The organism is Promicromonospora sp. Marseille-Q5078 (assembly GCF_050315395.1).
GTDB lineage: Bacteria > Actinomycetota > Actinomycetes > Actinomycetales > Cellulomonadaceae > Isoptericola.
On sequence record NZ_JBNPQG010000001.1, the window covers coordinates 1,627,752 to 1,643,878 of the forward strand.

The 16,127-nt window shown below is 74.3% G+C and carries 18 protein-coding genes and 1 pseudogene; 16 read left to right on the plus strand and 3 right to left on the minus strand.

Annotation, left to right across the window (positions count from 1 at the left end; translation table 11 throughout):
• Positions 1 to 125 precede the first annotated feature (125 nt).
• Positions 126 to 1,403 (plus strand): LCP family protein, encoded by a 1,278-nt coding sequence (locus ACQFYA_RS07495; protein WP_499122660.1) that lies wholly within the window; start codon positions 126 to 128, stop codon positions 1,401 to 1,403.
• A 9-nt stretch (positions 1,404 to 1,412) separates the two neighbouring features.
• On the opposite strand, the gene ACQFYA_RS07500 is transcribed toward ACQFYA_RS07495, so the two are convergent.
• Complete coding sequence (locus ACQFYA_RS07500) at positions 1,413 to 2,369, minus strand: LysR family transcriptional regulator ArgP (protein WP_499122661.1); 957 nt, start codon at positions 2,367 to 2,369, stop codon at positions 1,413 to 1,415.
• Between the two features lie 99 nt (positions 2,370 to 2,468).
• Between ACQFYA_RS07500 and ACQFYA_RS07505 the strand changes: the two genes are divergently transcribed.
• The gene (locus tag ACQFYA_RS07505; protein WP_499122663.1) at positions 2,469 to 3,101 is read left to right on the plus strand and encodes a LysE/ArgO family amino acid transporter; all 633 of its coding nucleotides are present in this window, start codon (positions 2,469 to 2,471) and stop codon (positions 3,099 to 3,101) included.
• A 52-nt stretch (positions 3,102 to 3,153) separates the two neighbouring features.
• Here the strand turns inward: ACQFYA_RS07505 and ACQFYA_RS07510 are convergent, their stop codons facing one another.
• Entirely contained in the window at positions 3,154 to 4,377 is a 1,224-nt protein-coding gene (locus ACQFYA_RS07510) for a pyridoxal phosphate-dependent aminotransferase (protein WP_499122666.1), read from the minus strand.
• A 268-nt stretch (positions 4,378 to 4,645) separates the two neighbouring features.
• Between ACQFYA_RS07510 and ACQFYA_RS07515 the strand changes: the two genes are divergently transcribed.
• The 8 genes from ACQFYA_RS07515 to ACQFYA_RS07550 are packed head-to-tail and all read left to right on the plus strand — an operon-like array spanning position 4,646 to position 9,740.
• Entirely contained in the window at positions 4,646 to 5,908 is a 1,263-nt protein-coding gene (locus ACQFYA_RS07515; RefSeq protein WP_499122668.1) for a TadA family conjugal transfer-associated ATPase, read from the plus strand.
• Positions 5,908 to 6,765, plus strand: coding sequence for a type II secretion system F family protein (locus ACQFYA_RS07520; protein ID WP_499122670.1), 858 nt, complete (start codon positions 5,908 to 5,910; stop codon positions 6,763 to 6,765). Before ACQFYA_RS07515 ends, ACQFYA_RS07520 begins: the two co-directional genes overlap by 1 nt.
• A complete protein-coding gene (locus tag ACQFYA_RS07525) occupies positions 6,765 to 7,703 on the plus strand; it encodes a type II secretion system F family protein (protein ID WP_499127470.1) in 939 nt (312 codons plus the stop codon). Before ACQFYA_RS07520 ends, ACQFYA_RS07525 begins: the two co-directional genes overlap by 1 nt.
• Before the next feature lie 59 nt (positions 7,704 to 7,762).
• Positions 7,763 to 7,969 (plus strand): hypothetical protein, encoded by a 207-nt coding sequence (locus tag ACQFYA_RS07530; RefSeq protein ID WP_499122672.1) that lies wholly within the window; start codon positions 7,763 to 7,765, stop codon positions 7,967 to 7,969.
• A 1-nt stretch (position 7,970) separates the two neighbouring features.
• Complete coding sequence (locus ACQFYA_RS07535) at positions 7,971 to 8,375, plus strand: VOC family protein (RefSeq protein WP_499122673.1); 405 nt, start codon at positions 7,971 to 7,973, stop codon at positions 8,373 to 8,375.
• Positions 8,372 to 8,779 carry a TadE family protein gene (locus ACQFYA_RS07540; RefSeq protein WP_499122676.1) on the plus strand — a complete coding sequence of 136 codons (408 nt, stop codon included), beginning with the start codon at positions 8,372 to 8,374 and terminating at the stop codon, positions 8,777 to 8,779. The genes ACQFYA_RS07535 and ACQFYA_RS07540 overlap by 4 nt, the downstream gene beginning before the upstream one ends.
• Positions 8,776 to 9,261, plus strand: coding sequence for a pilus assembly protein (locus tag ACQFYA_RS07545; RefSeq protein ID WP_499122678.1), 486 nt, complete (start codon positions 8,776 to 8,778; stop codon positions 9,259 to 9,261). Before ACQFYA_RS07540 ends, ACQFYA_RS07545 begins: the two co-directional genes overlap by 4 nt.
• Positions 9,258 to 9,740, plus strand: coding sequence for a hypothetical protein (locus tag ACQFYA_RS07550; protein ID WP_499122680.1), 483 nt, complete (start codon positions 9,258 to 9,260; stop codon positions 9,738 to 9,740). Before ACQFYA_RS07545 ends, ACQFYA_RS07550 begins: the two co-directional genes overlap by 4 nt.
• A gap of 22 nt (positions 9,741 to 9,762) precedes the next feature.
• Here the strand turns inward: ACQFYA_RS07550 and ACQFYA_RS07555 are convergent, their stop codons facing one another.
• The gene (locus tag ACQFYA_RS07555; RefSeq protein ID WP_499122681.1) at positions 9,763 to 10,323 is read right to left on the minus strand and encodes a putative glycolipid-binding domain-containing protein; all 561 of its coding nucleotides are present in this window, start codon (positions 10,321 to 10,323) and stop codon (positions 9,763 to 9,765) included.
• A gap of 74 nt (positions 10,324 to 10,397) precedes the next feature.
• Between ACQFYA_RS07555 and ACQFYA_RS07560 the strand changes: the two genes are divergently transcribed.
• From ACQFYA_RS07560 to smpB, 6 genes and pseudogenes are all read left to right on the plus strand, one after another.
• Complete coding sequence (locus ACQFYA_RS07560) at positions 10,398 to 10,802, plus strand: ankyrin repeat domain-containing protein (protein ID WP_499122683.1); 405 nt, start codon at positions 10,398 to 10,400, stop codon at positions 10,800 to 10,802.
• Between the two features lie 47 nt (positions 10,803 to 10,849).
• The gene (gene prfB / locus ACQFYA_RS07565) at positions 10,850 to 11,965 is read left to right on the plus strand and encodes a peptide chain release factor 2 (RefSeq protein WP_499122686.1); all 1,116 of its coding nucleotides are present in this window, start codon (positions 10,850 to 10,852) and stop codon (positions 11,963 to 11,965) included.
• A 166-nt stretch (positions 11,966 to 12,131) separates the two neighbouring features.
• Positions 12,132 to 12,809, plus strand: a pseudogene (gene ftsE / locus ACQFYA_RS07570) (cell division ATP-binding protein FtsE); the annotation flags it as partial.
• A 318-nt stretch (positions 12,810 to 13,127) separates the two neighbouring features.
• On the plus strand, positions 13,128 to 14,039 hold the full coding sequence (ftsX, locus tag ACQFYA_RS07575) for a permease-like cell division protein FtsX (protein ID WP_499122689.1): 912 nt from the start codon (positions 13,128 to 13,130) through the stop codon (positions 14,037 to 14,039).
• Positions 14,040 to 14,047: 8 nt separating this feature from the next.
• The gene (locus ACQFYA_RS07580; protein WP_499122691.1) at positions 14,048 to 15,508 is read left to right on the plus strand and encodes a peptidoglycan DD-metalloendopeptidase family protein; all 1,461 of its coding nucleotides are present in this window, start codon (positions 14,048 to 14,050) and stop codon (positions 15,506 to 15,508) included.
• Between the two features lie 110 nt (positions 15,509 to 15,618).
• Positions 15,619 to 16,119: an SsrA-binding protein SmpB gene (smpB, locus tag ACQFYA_RS07585; protein ID WP_499122693.1), complete on the plus strand. Its 501-nt coding sequence runs from the start codon at positions 15,619 to 15,621 to the stop codon at positions 16,117 to 16,119.
• Positions 16,120 to 16,127: the final 8 nt, after the last annotated feature.

Here is a 16,127-nt window from a genome sequence, read left to right on the forward strand (position 1 = left end):
GCGGACGGGTGCTGACGGGTCGGGTGCCGACGAGGCCGACCCGACGGGTCGCGCGAGGGGTGAACCTGCCGGTGCGCAGGGGCACCCCTCGCGCGAACGTGCTGCTCAGCGCCTAGGCTCGCGCTGTGCGGACCCCGCCCCGGCATACGGCAGCCCTCGCCTCGCACCGCGTCGTCCGCTCGATCGCCCTCGTCGTCACCGCGGTGGTGGCGTTCGCGGCGGCGGCCTCGGTCGCGACGTTCGTCGACCTGCGCAACCAGATCGGCGTCTCCGACGTGGACGACCTCCTCGGCGAGAGCGGCCGCCCGCCGGCCGTCGCGACCGAGAAGGACCCGAGCGACCCCTTCGCCGGCAAGGACCTGAACATCCTGGTGATGGGCACCGACTTCCGCGACGAGGCCAACGCGGAGATCGCGGGGGCGGGCGACGAGTTCCACTCCGACACCACGCTGCTGGTGCACGTCTCGGGCGACCGCAGCCGCATCGAGGCCGTGTCGATCCCGCGCGACTCGCTCGTCGACATCCCGTCGTGCAAGCTGCCCGGCGGCGGGCAGACGGCGCCGCAGTCGGGCGCCATGTTCAACACCGCCTTCGCGCTCGGCGGCGGCGCCGACAAGGACGTCACCGGCGCGGCCGCGTGCACCATCCGCACGGTCGAGAAGCTCACCGGCGTGCGGGTCACCGACCACGTCGTGGTCCAGATGACCGGGGTGATCGGCGTGGTCGACGCGATCGGGGGCGTCACCATGTGCCTGCCCGAGCCGGTCAAGGGCGTGCGCGTGGACCTCGACCTGCCGAAGGGCGAGCAGAAGCTCGACGGGTACACCGCGATCAACTTCCTGCGCGCCCGCAAGGGCGAGGGCATGGGCCTGGAGGTGGGCAGCGACCTCAAGCGGATCGAGCGGCAGCAGGCGTTCTTCGACGCCACGATGCGCGAGATCCTGTCGCAGAACGTCATCACCGACTCGCCCCGGCTCTACCGCATGGTGCGGGAGATCCTCGGCTCGATCTCGACCGACCCCGACCTCGCGAGCCCGACGGCGCTCGCCGGGCTCGCGTGGAGCATCCGCGACCTCGACCCGGCGCGGATCGTGTTCACCGCCGTGCCCGTGGCCACCGCGCCGAGCGACCCCAACCGCGTGGTGTGGACCTCGGGCGCCGACGAGATCTGGGCCCGGATCCGCGCCGACAAGGCGCCGCCCGGCACCGCGCCGGCCGACCCGAAGGGCGACGGGACCCAGGGCACGTCGTCCCCGACGCCCTCGTCGAGCGGTGCGAAGGCCGTCGACGACGAGGTCGCGTCGCCCGGCGCCGACGGGGCCAAGGGCGACACGTCGTCGTCCCCGAAGCGCTCGTCGGGCCCGTCGCCCAGCCCGTCGCTGCTCCCCGGCGTCTGCGCCTGACGACGCCGGTCAGGACTGGGGCAGCGCGCCGCGCGCCTCGGCCCGGAGGGCACCGGTGACGCGGTCGAGGACGGCCGAGCGCAGCTTCCACTGCTGGAGGTAGATCGGGACGTCGACGACGGCGTCGTCGGCGAGGGGGCGCACCTCGCCGGTCTCGAGGGCGTCTCCGAGGAGCGGGAACCGGGCGCCCGCCCCGGGCAGCGGGCCCCACATGCCCCACCCGAGGCCGCGCCGCACGGCGTCGAGGAACTCCGACGTGCTCGGCACGTGGTGACGGGGCGGGCTCGGCACCGCCGTGCCCATGCCCGTGCCCGTGGCGGCGGCGCGCTCGCGCAGCCAGGCGTCCTGCAGGTCGTCGGCGCGGTTGAAGACGACCATCGGGGCGCGGTCGAGCGCGTCCGTCGTGGGGCCGTCGGGGAACCACCGCTCGAGCACCGCCGGGGTGGCCACGGGGCGGTAGCGCGTGATCCCGAGGAACGCGGAGGTGCAGCCCTGCACGGGCTCGCGCTGCGAGGTGATCGCGGCCATGACGACGCCCGCCGGCAGCAGGTCCACCGTGCGGTCCTGGTCCTCGCGGTAGAGGTCGAAGCAGACGCCGTCCACCCGGGCCAGGGCGGGCATCACCCAGGTCGCGAGCGAGTCGCCGTTGACGGCGAGGGGGACGGTCACGGGCCGTGGCGGGTCGTCGGTCCCGGCGTCGTCGGCGTCCCGGGGCCCGAGCGCGCGGCTCGCCTCCGCGCCGAGCAGCTCGACCTGGCGCGCGAGGCGCAGCAGCGTGCGCCCGGGATCGGTGGGGGCGACGGGGCGGGTGCGCCGCACCAGCACCGAGCCGGCCGCGTTCTCGAGCGCCCGCACCCGCTGGCTCACGGCCGACGGCGTGACGTGCAGGACGTGCGCGGCCGCCTCGAAGGAGCCCTCCGTGATGACGGCGGCGAGCGCCTCGAGCTGCCGGGAGTCCCACCTCATGACCGTGTCCTCATGCCGACGACCCTAGATGAAGATCTGCTTCGTCAGATGAAGAAACAGTAGATGGACTTCATCTCCGGCCGCGCCTAGCGTCGAGGGGTGCTCACCCTCCTCGCCGGCCTCGGTTTCGGCCTGTCCCTCATCGTCGCCATCGGCGCGCAGAACGCCTTCGTGCTGCGCCAGGGCGTGCGACGCGAGCACGTGGGCGTCGTCGTCGCGGTCTGCGCGGCCTCGGACGCCGTGCTGTACGCCGCGGGGACGGCGGGCCTGGGGGCGCTCGTGACGCGCCACCCGGGGGTGGTCGAGGTCGCGCGGTGGGCGGGCGCCGCCGTCGTGCTCGGCTACGGGGCGCTCGCGGCGCGCCGGGCGTGGCGCGGCGACGAGCCGGGCCTGGAGGCCGCGGAGTCCGGGGCCGTCGCGGACGCTGGTCGGCGCCTGCGCCCCGTGCTGCTCACGACCCTCGCGCTCACCTGGCTCAACCCGCACGTGTACCTCGACACGATCGTGCTGCAGGGCTCCCTCGCCGCCTCGCACGGCGACCTGCGCTGGGCGTTCACGGCGGGGGCGATCGTCTCGAGCGTGCTGTGGTTCGTCGGCCTCGGGTACGGCGCGCGGCTGCTCGCCCCGGTGCTCTCACGACCCGGCGCGTGGCGCGTCGTCGACGGCGTGGTCGCCGCGATCATGCTGGTCGTCGCCGTGAGCCTGGTGCTGCCCGCGCTGACGCCGAGGTAGTTCGATCCTCGCCGAGGTAGTGGTCCAGACCACCACCTCGGCGAGGATCGAACTACCTCGCCAGGCGGTGGAGGCGGTCGACCGCGTCGCGCAGCACGTCCTCGCGCTTGACGAACGTGAACCGCACGCGTGAGGCGAGCGCCTCGGCCGTCGCCGTGCCCGGGCGGCAGAACGCGGACACCGGCACCCCGACGACGCCCGCCAGCTCGGGCAGGCGGCGGCACAGCTCGTGACCGTCCGGGAGGCCGAGCCGGTCGAGGAGGTGCGCGCCGTCGGCGATGACGAAGTACGTGCCCTGGGGCACGACGACGTCGAAGCCCGCGGCGGTCAGCCCCTCGCACAGCAGGTCGCGGCGGGACGCGAGCGACGCCGCGAGGGCGCGCGGCGTCTCGTCGTCGGCCAGCGCCAGGGCGATGGCGGGCTGGAACGGAGCGCCCGACGTGTAGGTGAGGAACTGCTTCACCGTGCGCACGGCGGTGACGAGCTCGGCCGGGCCGTGCACCCAGCCGACCTTCCAGCCCGTGAGGCTGAACGTCTTGCCGCTGGAGGAGACGGTGAGCGTGCGCTCGGCCATGCCGGGCAGCGTCGCGATCGGCACGTGCACGGCGTCGTCGAACACGAGGTGCTCGTACACCTCGTCGGTGAGGACGATCGCGTCGGCCGCGCGCGCGACGGCCGCGACCTGCTCCAGCTCGGCCCGGGTCAGCACCGTGCCCGTGGGGTTGTGCGGGGTGTTGAGCACGATCATGCGCGTGCGCGGGCCGACCGCGGCGCGCAGGGCGGCCGCGTCGAGCCGGAAGCCCTCGGCCGTGAGCGGCACCGGCACGTGCGTGGCCCCGGCCATGGCGATGCTCGCGGCGTGGGAGTCGTAGTAGGGCTCGAGCGTGACCACCTCGTCCCCCGGGCCGGCGAGGGCGAGGATCGACGCGGCCAGCGCCTCCGTGGCGCCCGTGGTGACCGTGACCTCCGTGTCGGGGTCGACGACGAGGCCGTAGCGGCGGCGCTGGTGGTCGGCGATCGCGCGACGCAGCTCGGGCACCCCGTCGCCGGGGGAGTACTGGTTGCGGCCCGCGTCGATGGCGTCCTTGGCGGCCTCGCGGACGTACGCCGGGCCGTCGACGTCGGGGAAGCCCTGTCCCAGGTTGATCGCGCCCGTGCGCGCGGCGAGGGCCGTCATCTCCGCGAAGATCGTCTGCGCGACGGCGCCGTCGGCGCCGAGCAGACCCGTCGCGCGGGCGACGTCGTTCCAGCGGCCGGGCGGGGGAGAGGTCGGCATGGGCCGACCCTAGCCCGGGGCGTGGCGGGGTGCCGTCGTCCGTCCGGCCGGGCCCCGCGCGGGCGTGTGCCGTTCACGATGTGAGACAGAGGGAGCCGGGCGATCGCGGCCGGACGAGGGGAGTCGCACCTGGTCACACCGGTTCCTGCGGCCGCGTCCGGCCCCACCGGACGGCGTTGTCCACAGGGCGGCGCCGGGCGGTTGCCCGGGTCCCCTACCCTGGAGCCGCTTTCGCCGCCGATGAGGGGCTCCGACGAGAGGGAGATCAGTGTCGATCGACACGCTGGCGCCGACCGGCGCCGCCGCGATCCTCGAGCACGAGGTCCGCGAGCTGGTGCGCCGCCGCGCCCTCGACCCGGTCCGGGACCGCGCAGGGCTGGAACGCCTCGTCGCCGAGGCCTCCGCCGACTACGCGGACCGTGCGACCCGGGGCGTGGTGCCCGCCCTCGCCGACCCGCAGGGCGCCGCGCGCGCCGTCGTCGACGCCCTCGGCGGGCTCGGCCCGCTGCAGCGGTACCTCGACGACCCCGAGGTCGAGGAGATCTGGATCAACGAGCCCGCCAAGGTGTTCGTCGCCCGGCGCGGCGTGCCCGAGCTCACCACGACGATCCTCACCGCCGCGCAGGTGCGCGACCTCGTGGAGCGGATGCTCAAGGCCTCCGGGCGCCGCCTGGACCTCAGCAGCCCGTTCGTCGACGCCTCGCTGCCCGGGGGCGAACGGCTGCACGTCGTGATCCCCGACGTCACCCGCGACCACATGGCCGTGAACATCCGCAAGCACCTGGTCCGCGCGGACCATCTCGACCACCTCGTGCGGCTCGGCTCCCTGACGCCCCACGCGGCGGCCTTCCTCGACGCGGCCGTGCGCGCCGGGCTGAACGTGCTCGTCTCCGGCGCGACGCAGGCGGGCAAGACGACCATGCTCAACGCCCTCGTCGGCTCGATCCCCGCCGGCCAGCGCGTGATCTCCTGCGAGGAGGTCTTCGAGGTGCGGTTCGCGGCCCGCGACCACGTGGCGATGCAGTGCCGCCAGCCCAGCCTCGAGGGCACGGGCGAGATCCCGCTGCGTCGCCTCGTCAAGGAGGCGCTGCGGATGCGGCCCGACCGCATCGTCATCGGCGAGGTGCGGGAGGCCGAGAGCTTCGACATGCTCGTGGCGCTCAACGCCGGCATCCCGGGGATGTGCACCGTGCACGCCAACTCCGCCCGCGAGGCGGTCACCAAGATGTGCACGCTGCCGCTGCTCGCGGGCGAGAACGTGTCGGACCGGTTCGTCGTGCCGACCGTGGCGTCGGCGATCGACCTGGTGGTGCACCTCGACGTGGCCCCGGACGGGGCGCGGCAGGTGCGCGAGGTCGTCGCGGTGACGGGGCGCGTCGAGGGCGACCGGGTCGAGACCGCCGGGCTCTTCCACCGGACCACCGCCGACCAGGGCGCCGAGCTGGTGCGCGGCGACGGTTTCCCGCCTGGCGAGGAGCGCTTCGCGCGCATCGGCGTCGACGTCACGGCGCTGCTGGCCGGGGGTCGCTGATGGGCGTCGTGGTCGGGCTGCTCCTCGGTGCGGGGCTGGTGTGCGTGTGGCTGTCCTTCTGGGAGCCCGCGGCGCGCTCGCGGCGGCGCGCGGGCCGGGTCGCCGCCGTGCAGGACCTGCTCGTGCAGGCCGGCGCGCCGTCGGTGACCCCGGCCGCGCTGTGGTGGCTCAGCGCCGTGGCGGGGGTCGTGGTCCTCCTGGCGGGGCTGGCGCTGACGCGCTCGCCCGCGATCGCCGCGTGCTTCGCGCTCATGGCCGCGGTCGCGCCCGAGGCGCTCGTCCGGGCGCGGGCCCGGCGCCGTCGGCGGGACCTGCGGGACGTCTGGCCCGAGGTGGTGGATCACCTCGCGTCCGGCGTGCGGGCCGGCCTGTCCCTGCCCGAGGCCGTGGCCCAGCTGGGCGAGCGCGGCCCGGCCGAGCTGCGCGAGCCCTTCGCCCGGTTCGCCGCCGACTACCGCGCCACGGGCCGCTTCGGGGAGTGCCTCGACCTGCTGAAGGCGCGGCTCGCCGACCCGGTCGCCGACCGCATCGTCGAGGCGCTGCGCCTCACGCGCGAGGTCGGCGGCACCGACCTGGGCAGGCTGCTGCGCACGCTGTCGTCCTTCCTGCGCGAGGACGTGCGCACCCGCGGGGAGCTCGAGGCGCGGCAGTCGTGGACGGTGAACGGCGCCCGGCTCGCTGCCGCCGGGCCGTGGGTCGTGCTGGCGTTCCTCGCCACGCGACCGGAGACGGCGCAGGCCTACAACTCGGCGGCGGGCGTCGCCGTGCTGGCCGCGGGCGCCGTCACCTCGGTGGTGGCGTACTGGCTCATGCGCCGCATCGGCCGCTTGCCCGAGGAGGGGCGGGTGCTGCGGTGATCGACCAGTGGTTCTCCGTGACCGGCGCCCTCGTGGGGCTGCTCGGCGGCCTCGGCGTCCTGCTCGTGGTCTCCCGGCTCCGCGCGCGCCGTACGACGCTCGACCAGCGGCTCGCCCCGGCGCTGCGCCCGCGTGACGCCACGTCCGGCCTGCTGCGGGAGCAGCCCGCGCACGCGCCGTTCCCCGTCCTCGAGCGACTGCTCGCCCCGTGGGTCGCGGACGCCGCGCACTGGTTCGAGCGGCTCGGCTCCTCGCGCGCCGACGTGCGCCGCCGCCTCGACCGCGCGGGATGGTCGGAGAGCGTCGAGGCGTTCCGCACCCGGCAGGTGGTCTCCGCGGCGCTGGGCCTGGCCGCCGGGCTCGTGCTCGCGCTGCTGCTCGCCGCGACGCGCGGGTCGTCCCCGGTGCCGCTCGCGGCGCTCGTCCTGCTGTGCGGCGGCACCGGCTTCGTCCTGTGCGACCAGTGGCTGAGCCGGGCGGTGGCGCGCCGCGAGGAACGGATGCTCGCGGAGTTCCCGACGATCGCGGAGCTGCTCGCCCTGGCAGTCACCGCCGGCGAGGGCCCCGTGCCCGCGCTCGAGCGCGTGGCCACGACGGCGCGCGGGGAGCTCTCCGGCGAGATCTCCTCGATGCTCGCGGACGTGCGCGCCGGCGCGCCGATCGCGTCCGCACTGACCGCGATGGCGGACCGCACCGGCCTGCCGTCGCTCACCCGCTTCGCCGAGGGGGTCGCCGTCGCGCTGGAGCGCGGCACCCCGCTCGCCGACGTGCTCCGCGCGCAGGCGCAGGACGTCCGCGAGTCCGGCCGGCGCGCCCTCATGGAGGCCGGCGGCAAGAAGGAGGTCGCCATGCTCGTGCCGGTGGTCTTCCTCATCCTGCCGATCACCGTCGTCTTCGCCGTCTTCCCGTCCCTCGCCACCCTCCGGATCGGGTTGTGACCGTGCACCCCGACCGCCGACCACGCCGCCACCTCGCGGCGCCACCGAAAGGACCGACCATGCACCACGACGAGACCGAGCCCCGGCCGCACGACCGGCTCGCGGACGACCGGCCCGCCGCGGACGACCCGGAGCGCGGGGACGTGCCGGGCTGGGTGCTCGTGACGCTGATGACCGCCGGACTGGTCGTCGCGCTCTGGGCGATCGCCGGGCCGCTGCTGGAGGACGCGTTCACCCAGGCGATCTCGAGCGTCACGGGCCGCTGACGTGGCGGTCGGCCGGCTGCACCACCTGGTGGTCGACTGCCCCGACCCGCACGCCCTGGCGGCGTTCTGGTCGGCGGTCCTCGGGCAGGAGATCACCTACGCCGACGACGACTTCGTCGTGGTCGCGCGCAGCGACCGGCACTCCGGCCTCGCGTTCCAGCGCGCTCCCGACCACCGGGCGCCGGACCGGGGCGACCCCGAGCGACCGCAGCAGATGCACCTGGACGTGATGGTCGACGACGTGGCCGTAGCCCACGACCGCGTGCTCGCGCTCGGCGCGCGCCGGCTCACCTCCGCCGGGCCCGGAGCGGGCGAGGGCGACGTGTACGCCGACCCGGCGGGCCACCCGTTCTGCCTGGTCCCGCGCCCGGGGTGGGCGCCGCCGGTCGAGGACGAGCGCCCGTGAGCCCTGGAGCCGCCGACCCCTCGCCGACCGTCGGCGACGGGGAGGCCGGGTCCGCCGTCGCGGAGTTCGTCATGGTCGCGGCCCTCGTGCTCGCGCTCTTCCTCGGGGTGGTGCAGGTGGCGCTGGCGATGCATGTGCGGGCGCTGTCGATCGACGCCGCCGCCGAGGGCGCCCGCGTGGCGGCGCGGGCCGACGCGGACCTCGCGAGCGGCGCCACCCGCACCCGCGAGCTGCTCGCCGCGGCGCTCGGGAGCCGGTACGCCGACGACGTGTCCGTGCGCAGGACCGCGCGGGACGGGCTCGACGTCGTCGAGGTGACGGTGCAGGTGCCGCTCCCGGTGGTGGGGCTGCTCGGGCCGTCGGGCGTCCTCACGCTCCAAGGGCACGCGCTGGAGGAGTCGTGAGCGCGCCCGTGGGCCAGGCGCCCGTGCACCGCGCCGAGAACCCCGACCGCCCGGACCCGGAGGCCGGCGCCGCCCTCGTGGAGTTCCTCGGCACCGCGGTGCTGCTGCTGGTGCCGCTGGTGTACCTCGTGCTGACGGTCGCGCAGGTGCAGGCGGGGGCGTTCGCGGTCGAGGGTGCGGCGCGCGAGGCCGGGCGGGCGATGGTCACGGCGGACTCGTCGGAGGCGGGTGCGGAGCGCGCCCGAGCAGCCGCCGGGATCGCGTTCTCGGACCAGGGCTTCGAGGTCGACGACGGCTCCGTGTCGCTGGAGTGCTCGGCCGACCCGTGCCTGACGCCGGGCGCCACGGTCGGCGTGCGGACCCGCCTGACGGTGCCGCTGCCGTTCGTTCCGGCGGGCCTGCGCGGCTGGGTGCCGCTCGAGATCCCGGTCACCGCGACGCACGTCGCGACGGTCGACGAGTACGGGCAGGCGCGGCCGTGACCGGGCGTGCCGTCCGCGCCGTCCGCGACGGAGCGGGCGAGGACGGGCGGATCATGCTGCTCACGGCGGGCGTGGTGGCGCTCGCGCTGATGATCGTCGGCATGGTCGCGTCCGCCACCGCGGTGCACCTCGACCGCAAGCACCTGTACGACCTCGCCGACGCGCTCGCGGCGGACGCCGCCGACGCCGTGCCGCCGGAGCGGTTCTACGTGGGCGGCGCCCGCGCGTCGGAGGGGGAGGCGGTGCTCACCCTCACCGGTGCCGACGTCGAGGCGTCGGTGCGCGACTACCTCGCGGCGCACCCCGGCGAGGCGGAGGGGCTGGACGGGCTGCGGGTCGTGGAGGCGTCGTCGCCGGACGGGCGGACGGCGCGGGTGGGCCTCGCGGCGACGTCGCACCCGGCGCTGCTGACCTGGTTCACCGACGCCTTGGGCGGCGGGTTCACCGTCGCGGCGACGTCGTCGGCGCGCGCCGGCTGAGCGGTCTCGGGTGCGCGGCGGCTCACGCGATCGCGGGCAGGCGGGCGAACAGCCCCGGGTAGTCGACGACGAACCCGTCCTGGTCCACGGTGATCTCGCGGTGGAACTCGCTGCCGCGGGACTCGTAGACGTAGCGGTCCCGCGACAGCCGGGTGTAGCGCTGCGGGTCGGGCGTGACCGGGTACCACGAGGCTGACGGCGGGGCCGACGTCGACCCGTCGACGTACGCCGTGACGAGGTCGGCCGCCGCCTCGACCTCGAGGCCGAGGCGCCGGACCGGCAGGGTGTTGGTGAACGGGCTGAACGACAGGTCGACGTCCACCGCGTCGGCCAGGTCGGGCCGCGCCGCGCCGTCGACGTGCCAGAGACCGTCGGCGTCCCGGCCGACGTCGACCTCCCGGCCGGTGGACGACCGCAGCCGCAGCGCCCGGAACACCCAGTCGGGGCCGAGCTCCATCGCGTACTCCAGCCGCTCGGGCCCGAGGTCGACGACGGACCGGGCGCGCACCAGGCCGTCGCGCAGGACCACGTCGAGGTGCTCGACGCTGCCGGTCCCGAGCCCGCGCCACCGGTACGTGGTCACGGCGCACCACCCCCAGTCCTCCCATGTCCAGCATCGGCCCGGAGCCGTCGCCTCGCCCGGGTAGATTCGCCGGCATGACCGACGACGCCCGCCCCGACGACCAGCTGCCCGTCGACCTGGACCAGATGTTCGACCTCGCCCGCGCGGGCGCCGACCTGCTGCTGGAGTTCGTCGACGCGGGCGTCCCGGCCGACCACGCCGACGCCGCCGGGAACACGCTGCTCATGCTCGCGGCGTACCACGGGCACGCCGCGCTGGTGCGTGGTCTCGCCGAGCGCGGCGCGGACGCCGACCGGGCCAACGCCCGGGGCCAGACGCCGCTGGCCGGCGCCGTCTTCAAGGGCTCGGACGACGTGATCGAGGCGCTGCTGGCCGCCGGCGCCGACCCCGACGCGGGCACGCCGAGCGCACGGGACACGGCGCAGATGTTCGGCCGCGCCTTGCCCGAGGCTCGGCCCGGGTCTCCCGCCGGGTCCTGAGCGGCCTGGGGCCGGCGGTGCTCCCACGGCGGGTAACCTTGAGGATCGTGGCCACCATCGACTTCCCCGCAGAGATCAAGGCGCTGCGCGCCACCCTCGAGACCATCGAGGCCGTGAGCGACCCCGCGGTGCTGCAGGCGAAGATCGACGACCTCACCCAGCAGGCGTCCGCCCCCGACCTGTGGGACGACCCCGAGCAGGGGCAGAAGGTCGCCTCCGCCCTGTCGACGACGCAGAACGAGCTGCAGCGCGTCGAGCGGCTCGCCCGCCGCATCGACGACGTCGAGACGCTCGTCGAGCTGGGGCACGAGATGGAGGACGAGGACTCGCTGACGGAGGCGGAGGGCGAGATCGCCACGATCCGCAAGGACCTCGACGCGCTCGAGGTCCGCACCCTCCTCGCCGGCGAGTACGACGCCCGCGATGCCGTCGTGACGATCCGCGCGGGCGCCGGCGGCGTCGACGCCGCGGACTTCGCCGAGATGCTCATGCGCATGTACCTGCGCTGGGCGGAGCGGCACGGCTACCCGACCAAGGTCATGGACACCTCGTACGCGGAGGAGGCCGGCCTCAAGTCGGCGACGTTCGAGGTGAACGCGCCGTACGCCTTCGGGAACCTGTCCGTCGAGGCCGGCACGCACCGCCTCGTGCGCATCTCGCCCTTCGACAACCAGGGCCGCCGCCAGACGTCGTTCGCCGCCGTCGAGGTCGTGCCGCTCATCGAGCAGACGGACTCCATCGAGATCCCCGAGTCCGAGCTCAAGATCGACGTGTTCCGCTCCTCGGGCCCGGGCGGGCAGTCCGTGAACACCACGGACTCCGCCGTGCGCATGACGCACCTGCCCACCGGCACCGTCGTGTCGATGCAGAACGAGAAGTCGCAGATCCAGAACCGCGCCGCCGCCCTGCGCGTCATGCAGTCGCGCCTGCTGCTGATCCGTCAGCAGGAGGAGGCCGCGAAGAAGAAGGAGCTCGCCGGCGACATCAAGGCGAGCTGGGGCGACCAGATGCGCTCCTACGTGCTGCAGCCGTACCAGATGGTCAAGGACCTGCGCACCGAGCACGAGTCCGGCAACACGCAGGCCGTGTTCGACGGAGCCATCGACGACTTCATCGAGGCCGGCATCCGCTGGCGCCGCTCCGGCGGCGCCGACGCCGCCTGACGCCCTCCTCGCCCCAGGTCCGGTCGCAGGTCCGGACCCGCGCCTCACCGGCGTGTCCTTCCTGTGCCCCTCCCCGCCGGGTGCGACTCTCGGAAATCGGGCGGCCCCGCCCAGGCGTGACCTGAACCGGTGCCGCACGGTCGACCTGGCAGGGGAGAGGCACGACGTGATCCGGTTCGAGAACGTCTCGAAGGTCTACGCCCGAGGGGCGCGGCCTGCGCTCGACGACGTCTCCGTGGACGTCTCGCGGGGGGAGTTCGTCTTCCTCGTCGGCGCGTCGGGCTCGGGCAAGAGCACCTTCCTGCGGCTGGTGCTGCGCGAGGAACGACCGACGGGCGGCAGCGTCTACGTCGCGGGTCGTGACCTGTCGCGGCTCTCGAGCTGGAAGGTGCCGTCCCTGCGCCGCAGCATCGGGGTGGTCTTCCAGGACTTCCGGCTGCTGCCGAACAAGACGGTGCACGAGAACGTCGCGTTCGCCCTGCAGGTGATCGGCAAGCCGCGGCACACGATCCGCACCACGGTGCCCGAGGTGCTGGAGATGGTGGGCCTGGACGGCAAGGAGAAGCGGCTGCCGCACGAGCTCTCCGGCGGCGAGCAGCAGCGCGTGGCGATCGCGCGGGCCTTCGTGAACCGGCCGCAGATCCTCCTGGCCGACGAGCCCACGGGCAACCTCGACCCGACGACCTCGCTGGGGATCATGCGCCTGCTCGACCGGATCAACCGCACCGGCACGACGGTCGTGATGGCGACGCACGACGACGAGATCGTCAACGAGATGCGCAAGCGCGTCGTCGAGCTGTCCACCGGCTCGGTGGTGCGCGACGAGGTCGACGCCGTGTACGGCGAGCGCGAGTCGATCCTGCCCCTGGTGGGCCAGACGCCGGTGCTCGACGCCCCCGGCCGCGGCGCGCGGGCCGTGCAGCGCGTGCAGGTCACGCCCGAGCCCGCCGACCTCGAGGCGGAGCGCGCCGCGGAGGCCGCGGCCGCGCGGGCGCAGGTCGAGGACCCGCCCGACCCGGGAGCGGCTCCCGAGCCGGACCCGGTGCCCGCGGCGGCCCCCGCCCCGGTGCCCGAGAGCGGTGCACCCTCCTCGGCCGACGAGGTGGTGCAGCAGGTGCTGCGCGAGCACGAGCGCGTGCGCGCGGGACGGGAGGCCTGAGGCGTGCGGCTCCAGTTCGTCCTCACCGAGGTCCTGGGCGGCCTGCGGCGCAACCTGTCCATGGTGATCTCGGTCGTCCTCGTGACGTTCGTGTCCCTGACGTTCGTCGGCGCGGCGGCCCTGCTGCAGACCCAGGTCACCAAGCTCAAGGGGGACTGGTACGACCTCGTCGAGGTCTCGGTCTTCCTTTGCCCGACGGGCTCCACCGCGCCGACCTGCGCCGACGGCGAGGCCACACCCGAGCAGGTGGACGCGCTGAAGGAGGTCATCGACTCCGAGCTGTCGGACGTCGTCGCGACCACCTACTACGAGAGCAAGGCGGACGCCTTCGAGGCGTTCACCGACATGTACCCGGACGGGTACCAGGGCACCCAGCTCACCGAGGACGACATGCAGGCGTCGTTCCGGCTCAAGCTCGTCGACCCCGAGCAGTACCAGGTGGTGGACGACGTGCTCGAGGGACGCTCCGGCGTCGAGGTGGTCGAGGACCAGCGCGAGGTGTTCGAGCCGCTCTTCCTCGCGCTCAACCGCGCGTCCCTGCTGGCCGCCGGGCTGGCCGGCGTGATGCTCCTGGCCGCGGTGCTCCTCATCACGACGACCATCCGCCTGTCCGCGGTCTCGCGGCGCCGTGAGACCGGCATCATGCGGCTGGTGGGCGCGTCGAACCTGTTCGTGCAGCTGCCGTTCATGCTCGAGGGCGCGATCGCGGCGCTCGTCGGGGCGCTGCTGGCCGTGGGCGGGCTCTGGCTCGCCGTGCAGTACCTGGTCACGGACTGGTTGCAGGACTCCGTCGACTGGGTGGCGTACGTGGACGTGGGAGACGTCCTGCTCATCGCGCCGCTGCTGATCGGCATCGCCGTGCTCCTGGCGGTGGTGTCGTCCGTGGTGACGCTCAACCGGTACACGAGGGTGTGAGATCGCAGATGACGACGACGGGCGGCGCCGGGCGACGCGTGCTGGGCGGCCTGGTGGCCGCGGTGCTGGTGCTGGGCGGGGCGACGACGTCCGCGACGGTGTCGGCGAGCGTGTCCGCGCGCACGGCGGCCGCGGACGACATCGACGACCAGCGGGCCGCCGCCGAGGCCAAGCAGCGCGCGAAGGAGCGCGAGCGCGACGGCCTCCAGGAGGAGCTCGAAGACACCAACGCCAAGTTCCGCCAGGCCGTGCTCGACCTCAACGAGGTCGAGGGGCGGCTGCCGGTGGCCGAGGCCGAGCTCGCCGCGGCGCAGGCGGCGCTCGAGGAGGCGCGGCGCAAGGCCGCGATCCTCGCGCAGCGCCTCTCGGACGCCGAGGCGGAGGAGGCCTCCGTCTCCGACCAGATCGACGCCGGCAAGGGAAAGGTCGAGGCGGCGCGCGCGGACGTCGTGCAGATGGCGCGGCAGGCGTACCGCAACGGCGACGACACCAGCACGATCGGCATCGTCACCGGCGCCCAGTCGACGGAGGACTTCCTCGACGAGTTCGCCGTGTCGTCGTCGGCCGCGCGCAGCCAGGCGCGCACCCTCACCGACCTGCAGGACGCCGAGGCGGTGGCGCGCAACCAGCAGGCGCGCCTCGACGCGATCCGCTCGGCCATCGCCGACCTCAAGCGCGAGGCCGACGCCAACGTGGTCGCGGCCGAGAAGGCGCAGCGCGAGGCCGCGGACCGCAAGGCCGAGGTGGAGCGCCTGATCTCCAAGCAGCGCAAGCTCAAGGCGTCGATCGAGGCACAGAAGGCGAACGCCCTCACCGAGCTCAAGGCCAACGAGCAGGCGCAGCAGAGCCTCGAGTCGCAGCTCAAGGAGATCATCAAGAAGCAGAAGGCCCGCGACGCCCGCCTCGAGGAGCAGCGCCGCAAGGCCGAGGAGGAGGCGCGCCGCAAGGCGGCCGCCGAGCGCAAGAGCAACAGCGGTGGCGGCGGCTCCAGCGACGGCGGCGGGTCGAGCAGCGGCGGTGGCGGGTCGGGCAGCGGCGGCGGCGGCGGTGGCTCGTCCACGTCGGGGTCGTTCCTCGGCTGGCCGACGAACTACCACGTCGTGACGAGCTCCTACGGGATGCGGTTCCACCCGATCCTGCACTACTCGCGGCTGCACGCCGGCACGGACATCCGCACCTACTGCGGCACGCCGATCTACGCGGCGCAGAGCGGGTACGTCGAGCAGGCCTACTTCGGCAGCGGGCCCGGCAACAACGTGCTGATCAACCACGGCACGTACCGGGGCAACAACGTCATGACGCGCTACCTGCACCTGACGTACGACACGGTGGGCGTGGGCCAGTACGTGAACAAGGGGCAGATCATCGGCTACTCGGGCTCCACGGGGACCGCGGAGGCGTGCCACCTGCACTTCGAGGTGTACGTCAACGGCAGCACCACCGACCCGATGGGCGGCTGGCTGAACTGACCGGCCCGTCCGCCGACCGCGGAAAAGTCCTGGCCACGGCCCGGCGCTCCCGTATCCTGAGTGGTCGCACGTCAGTGGTCGCACGTCCGCGATCCCGGGAGGAGGAGACCATGTCCAGAGCCAAGGGTGGCGCCAAGAAGAAGCAGGGCGACCCGCGCACGATCGTGGCGAACAACAAGAAGGCCCGCCACGACTACGTGATCGAGGACGTCGTCGAGGCCGGGATCGTCCTGTCCGGCACCGAGGTCAAGGCGCTGCGCATGGGGCGCGCGTCGCTGCTCGACGGGTACGCCGCGATCGACCACGGCGAGGCGTGGCTCGAGAACGTGCACATCCCCGAGTACTTCCAGGGCACCTGGAACAACCACTCGCCGCGGCGCAAGCGCAAGCTGCTGCTGCACCGCGAGGAGATCGACCGGCTCGGCGTCAAGTCGCGGGAAAAGGGGCACACCCTGATCCCGCTGAGCCTGTACTTCCTGGACGGCCGCGCCAAGGTCGAGATCGCCCTGGCGCGCGGCAAGAAGGAGTACGACAAGCGGCAGACGCTGCGCGAGCAGCAGGACATGCGCGAGGCGCAGCGGGCCATCCGGCACCAGGAGCTCCTCGGCTGAGCGGACAT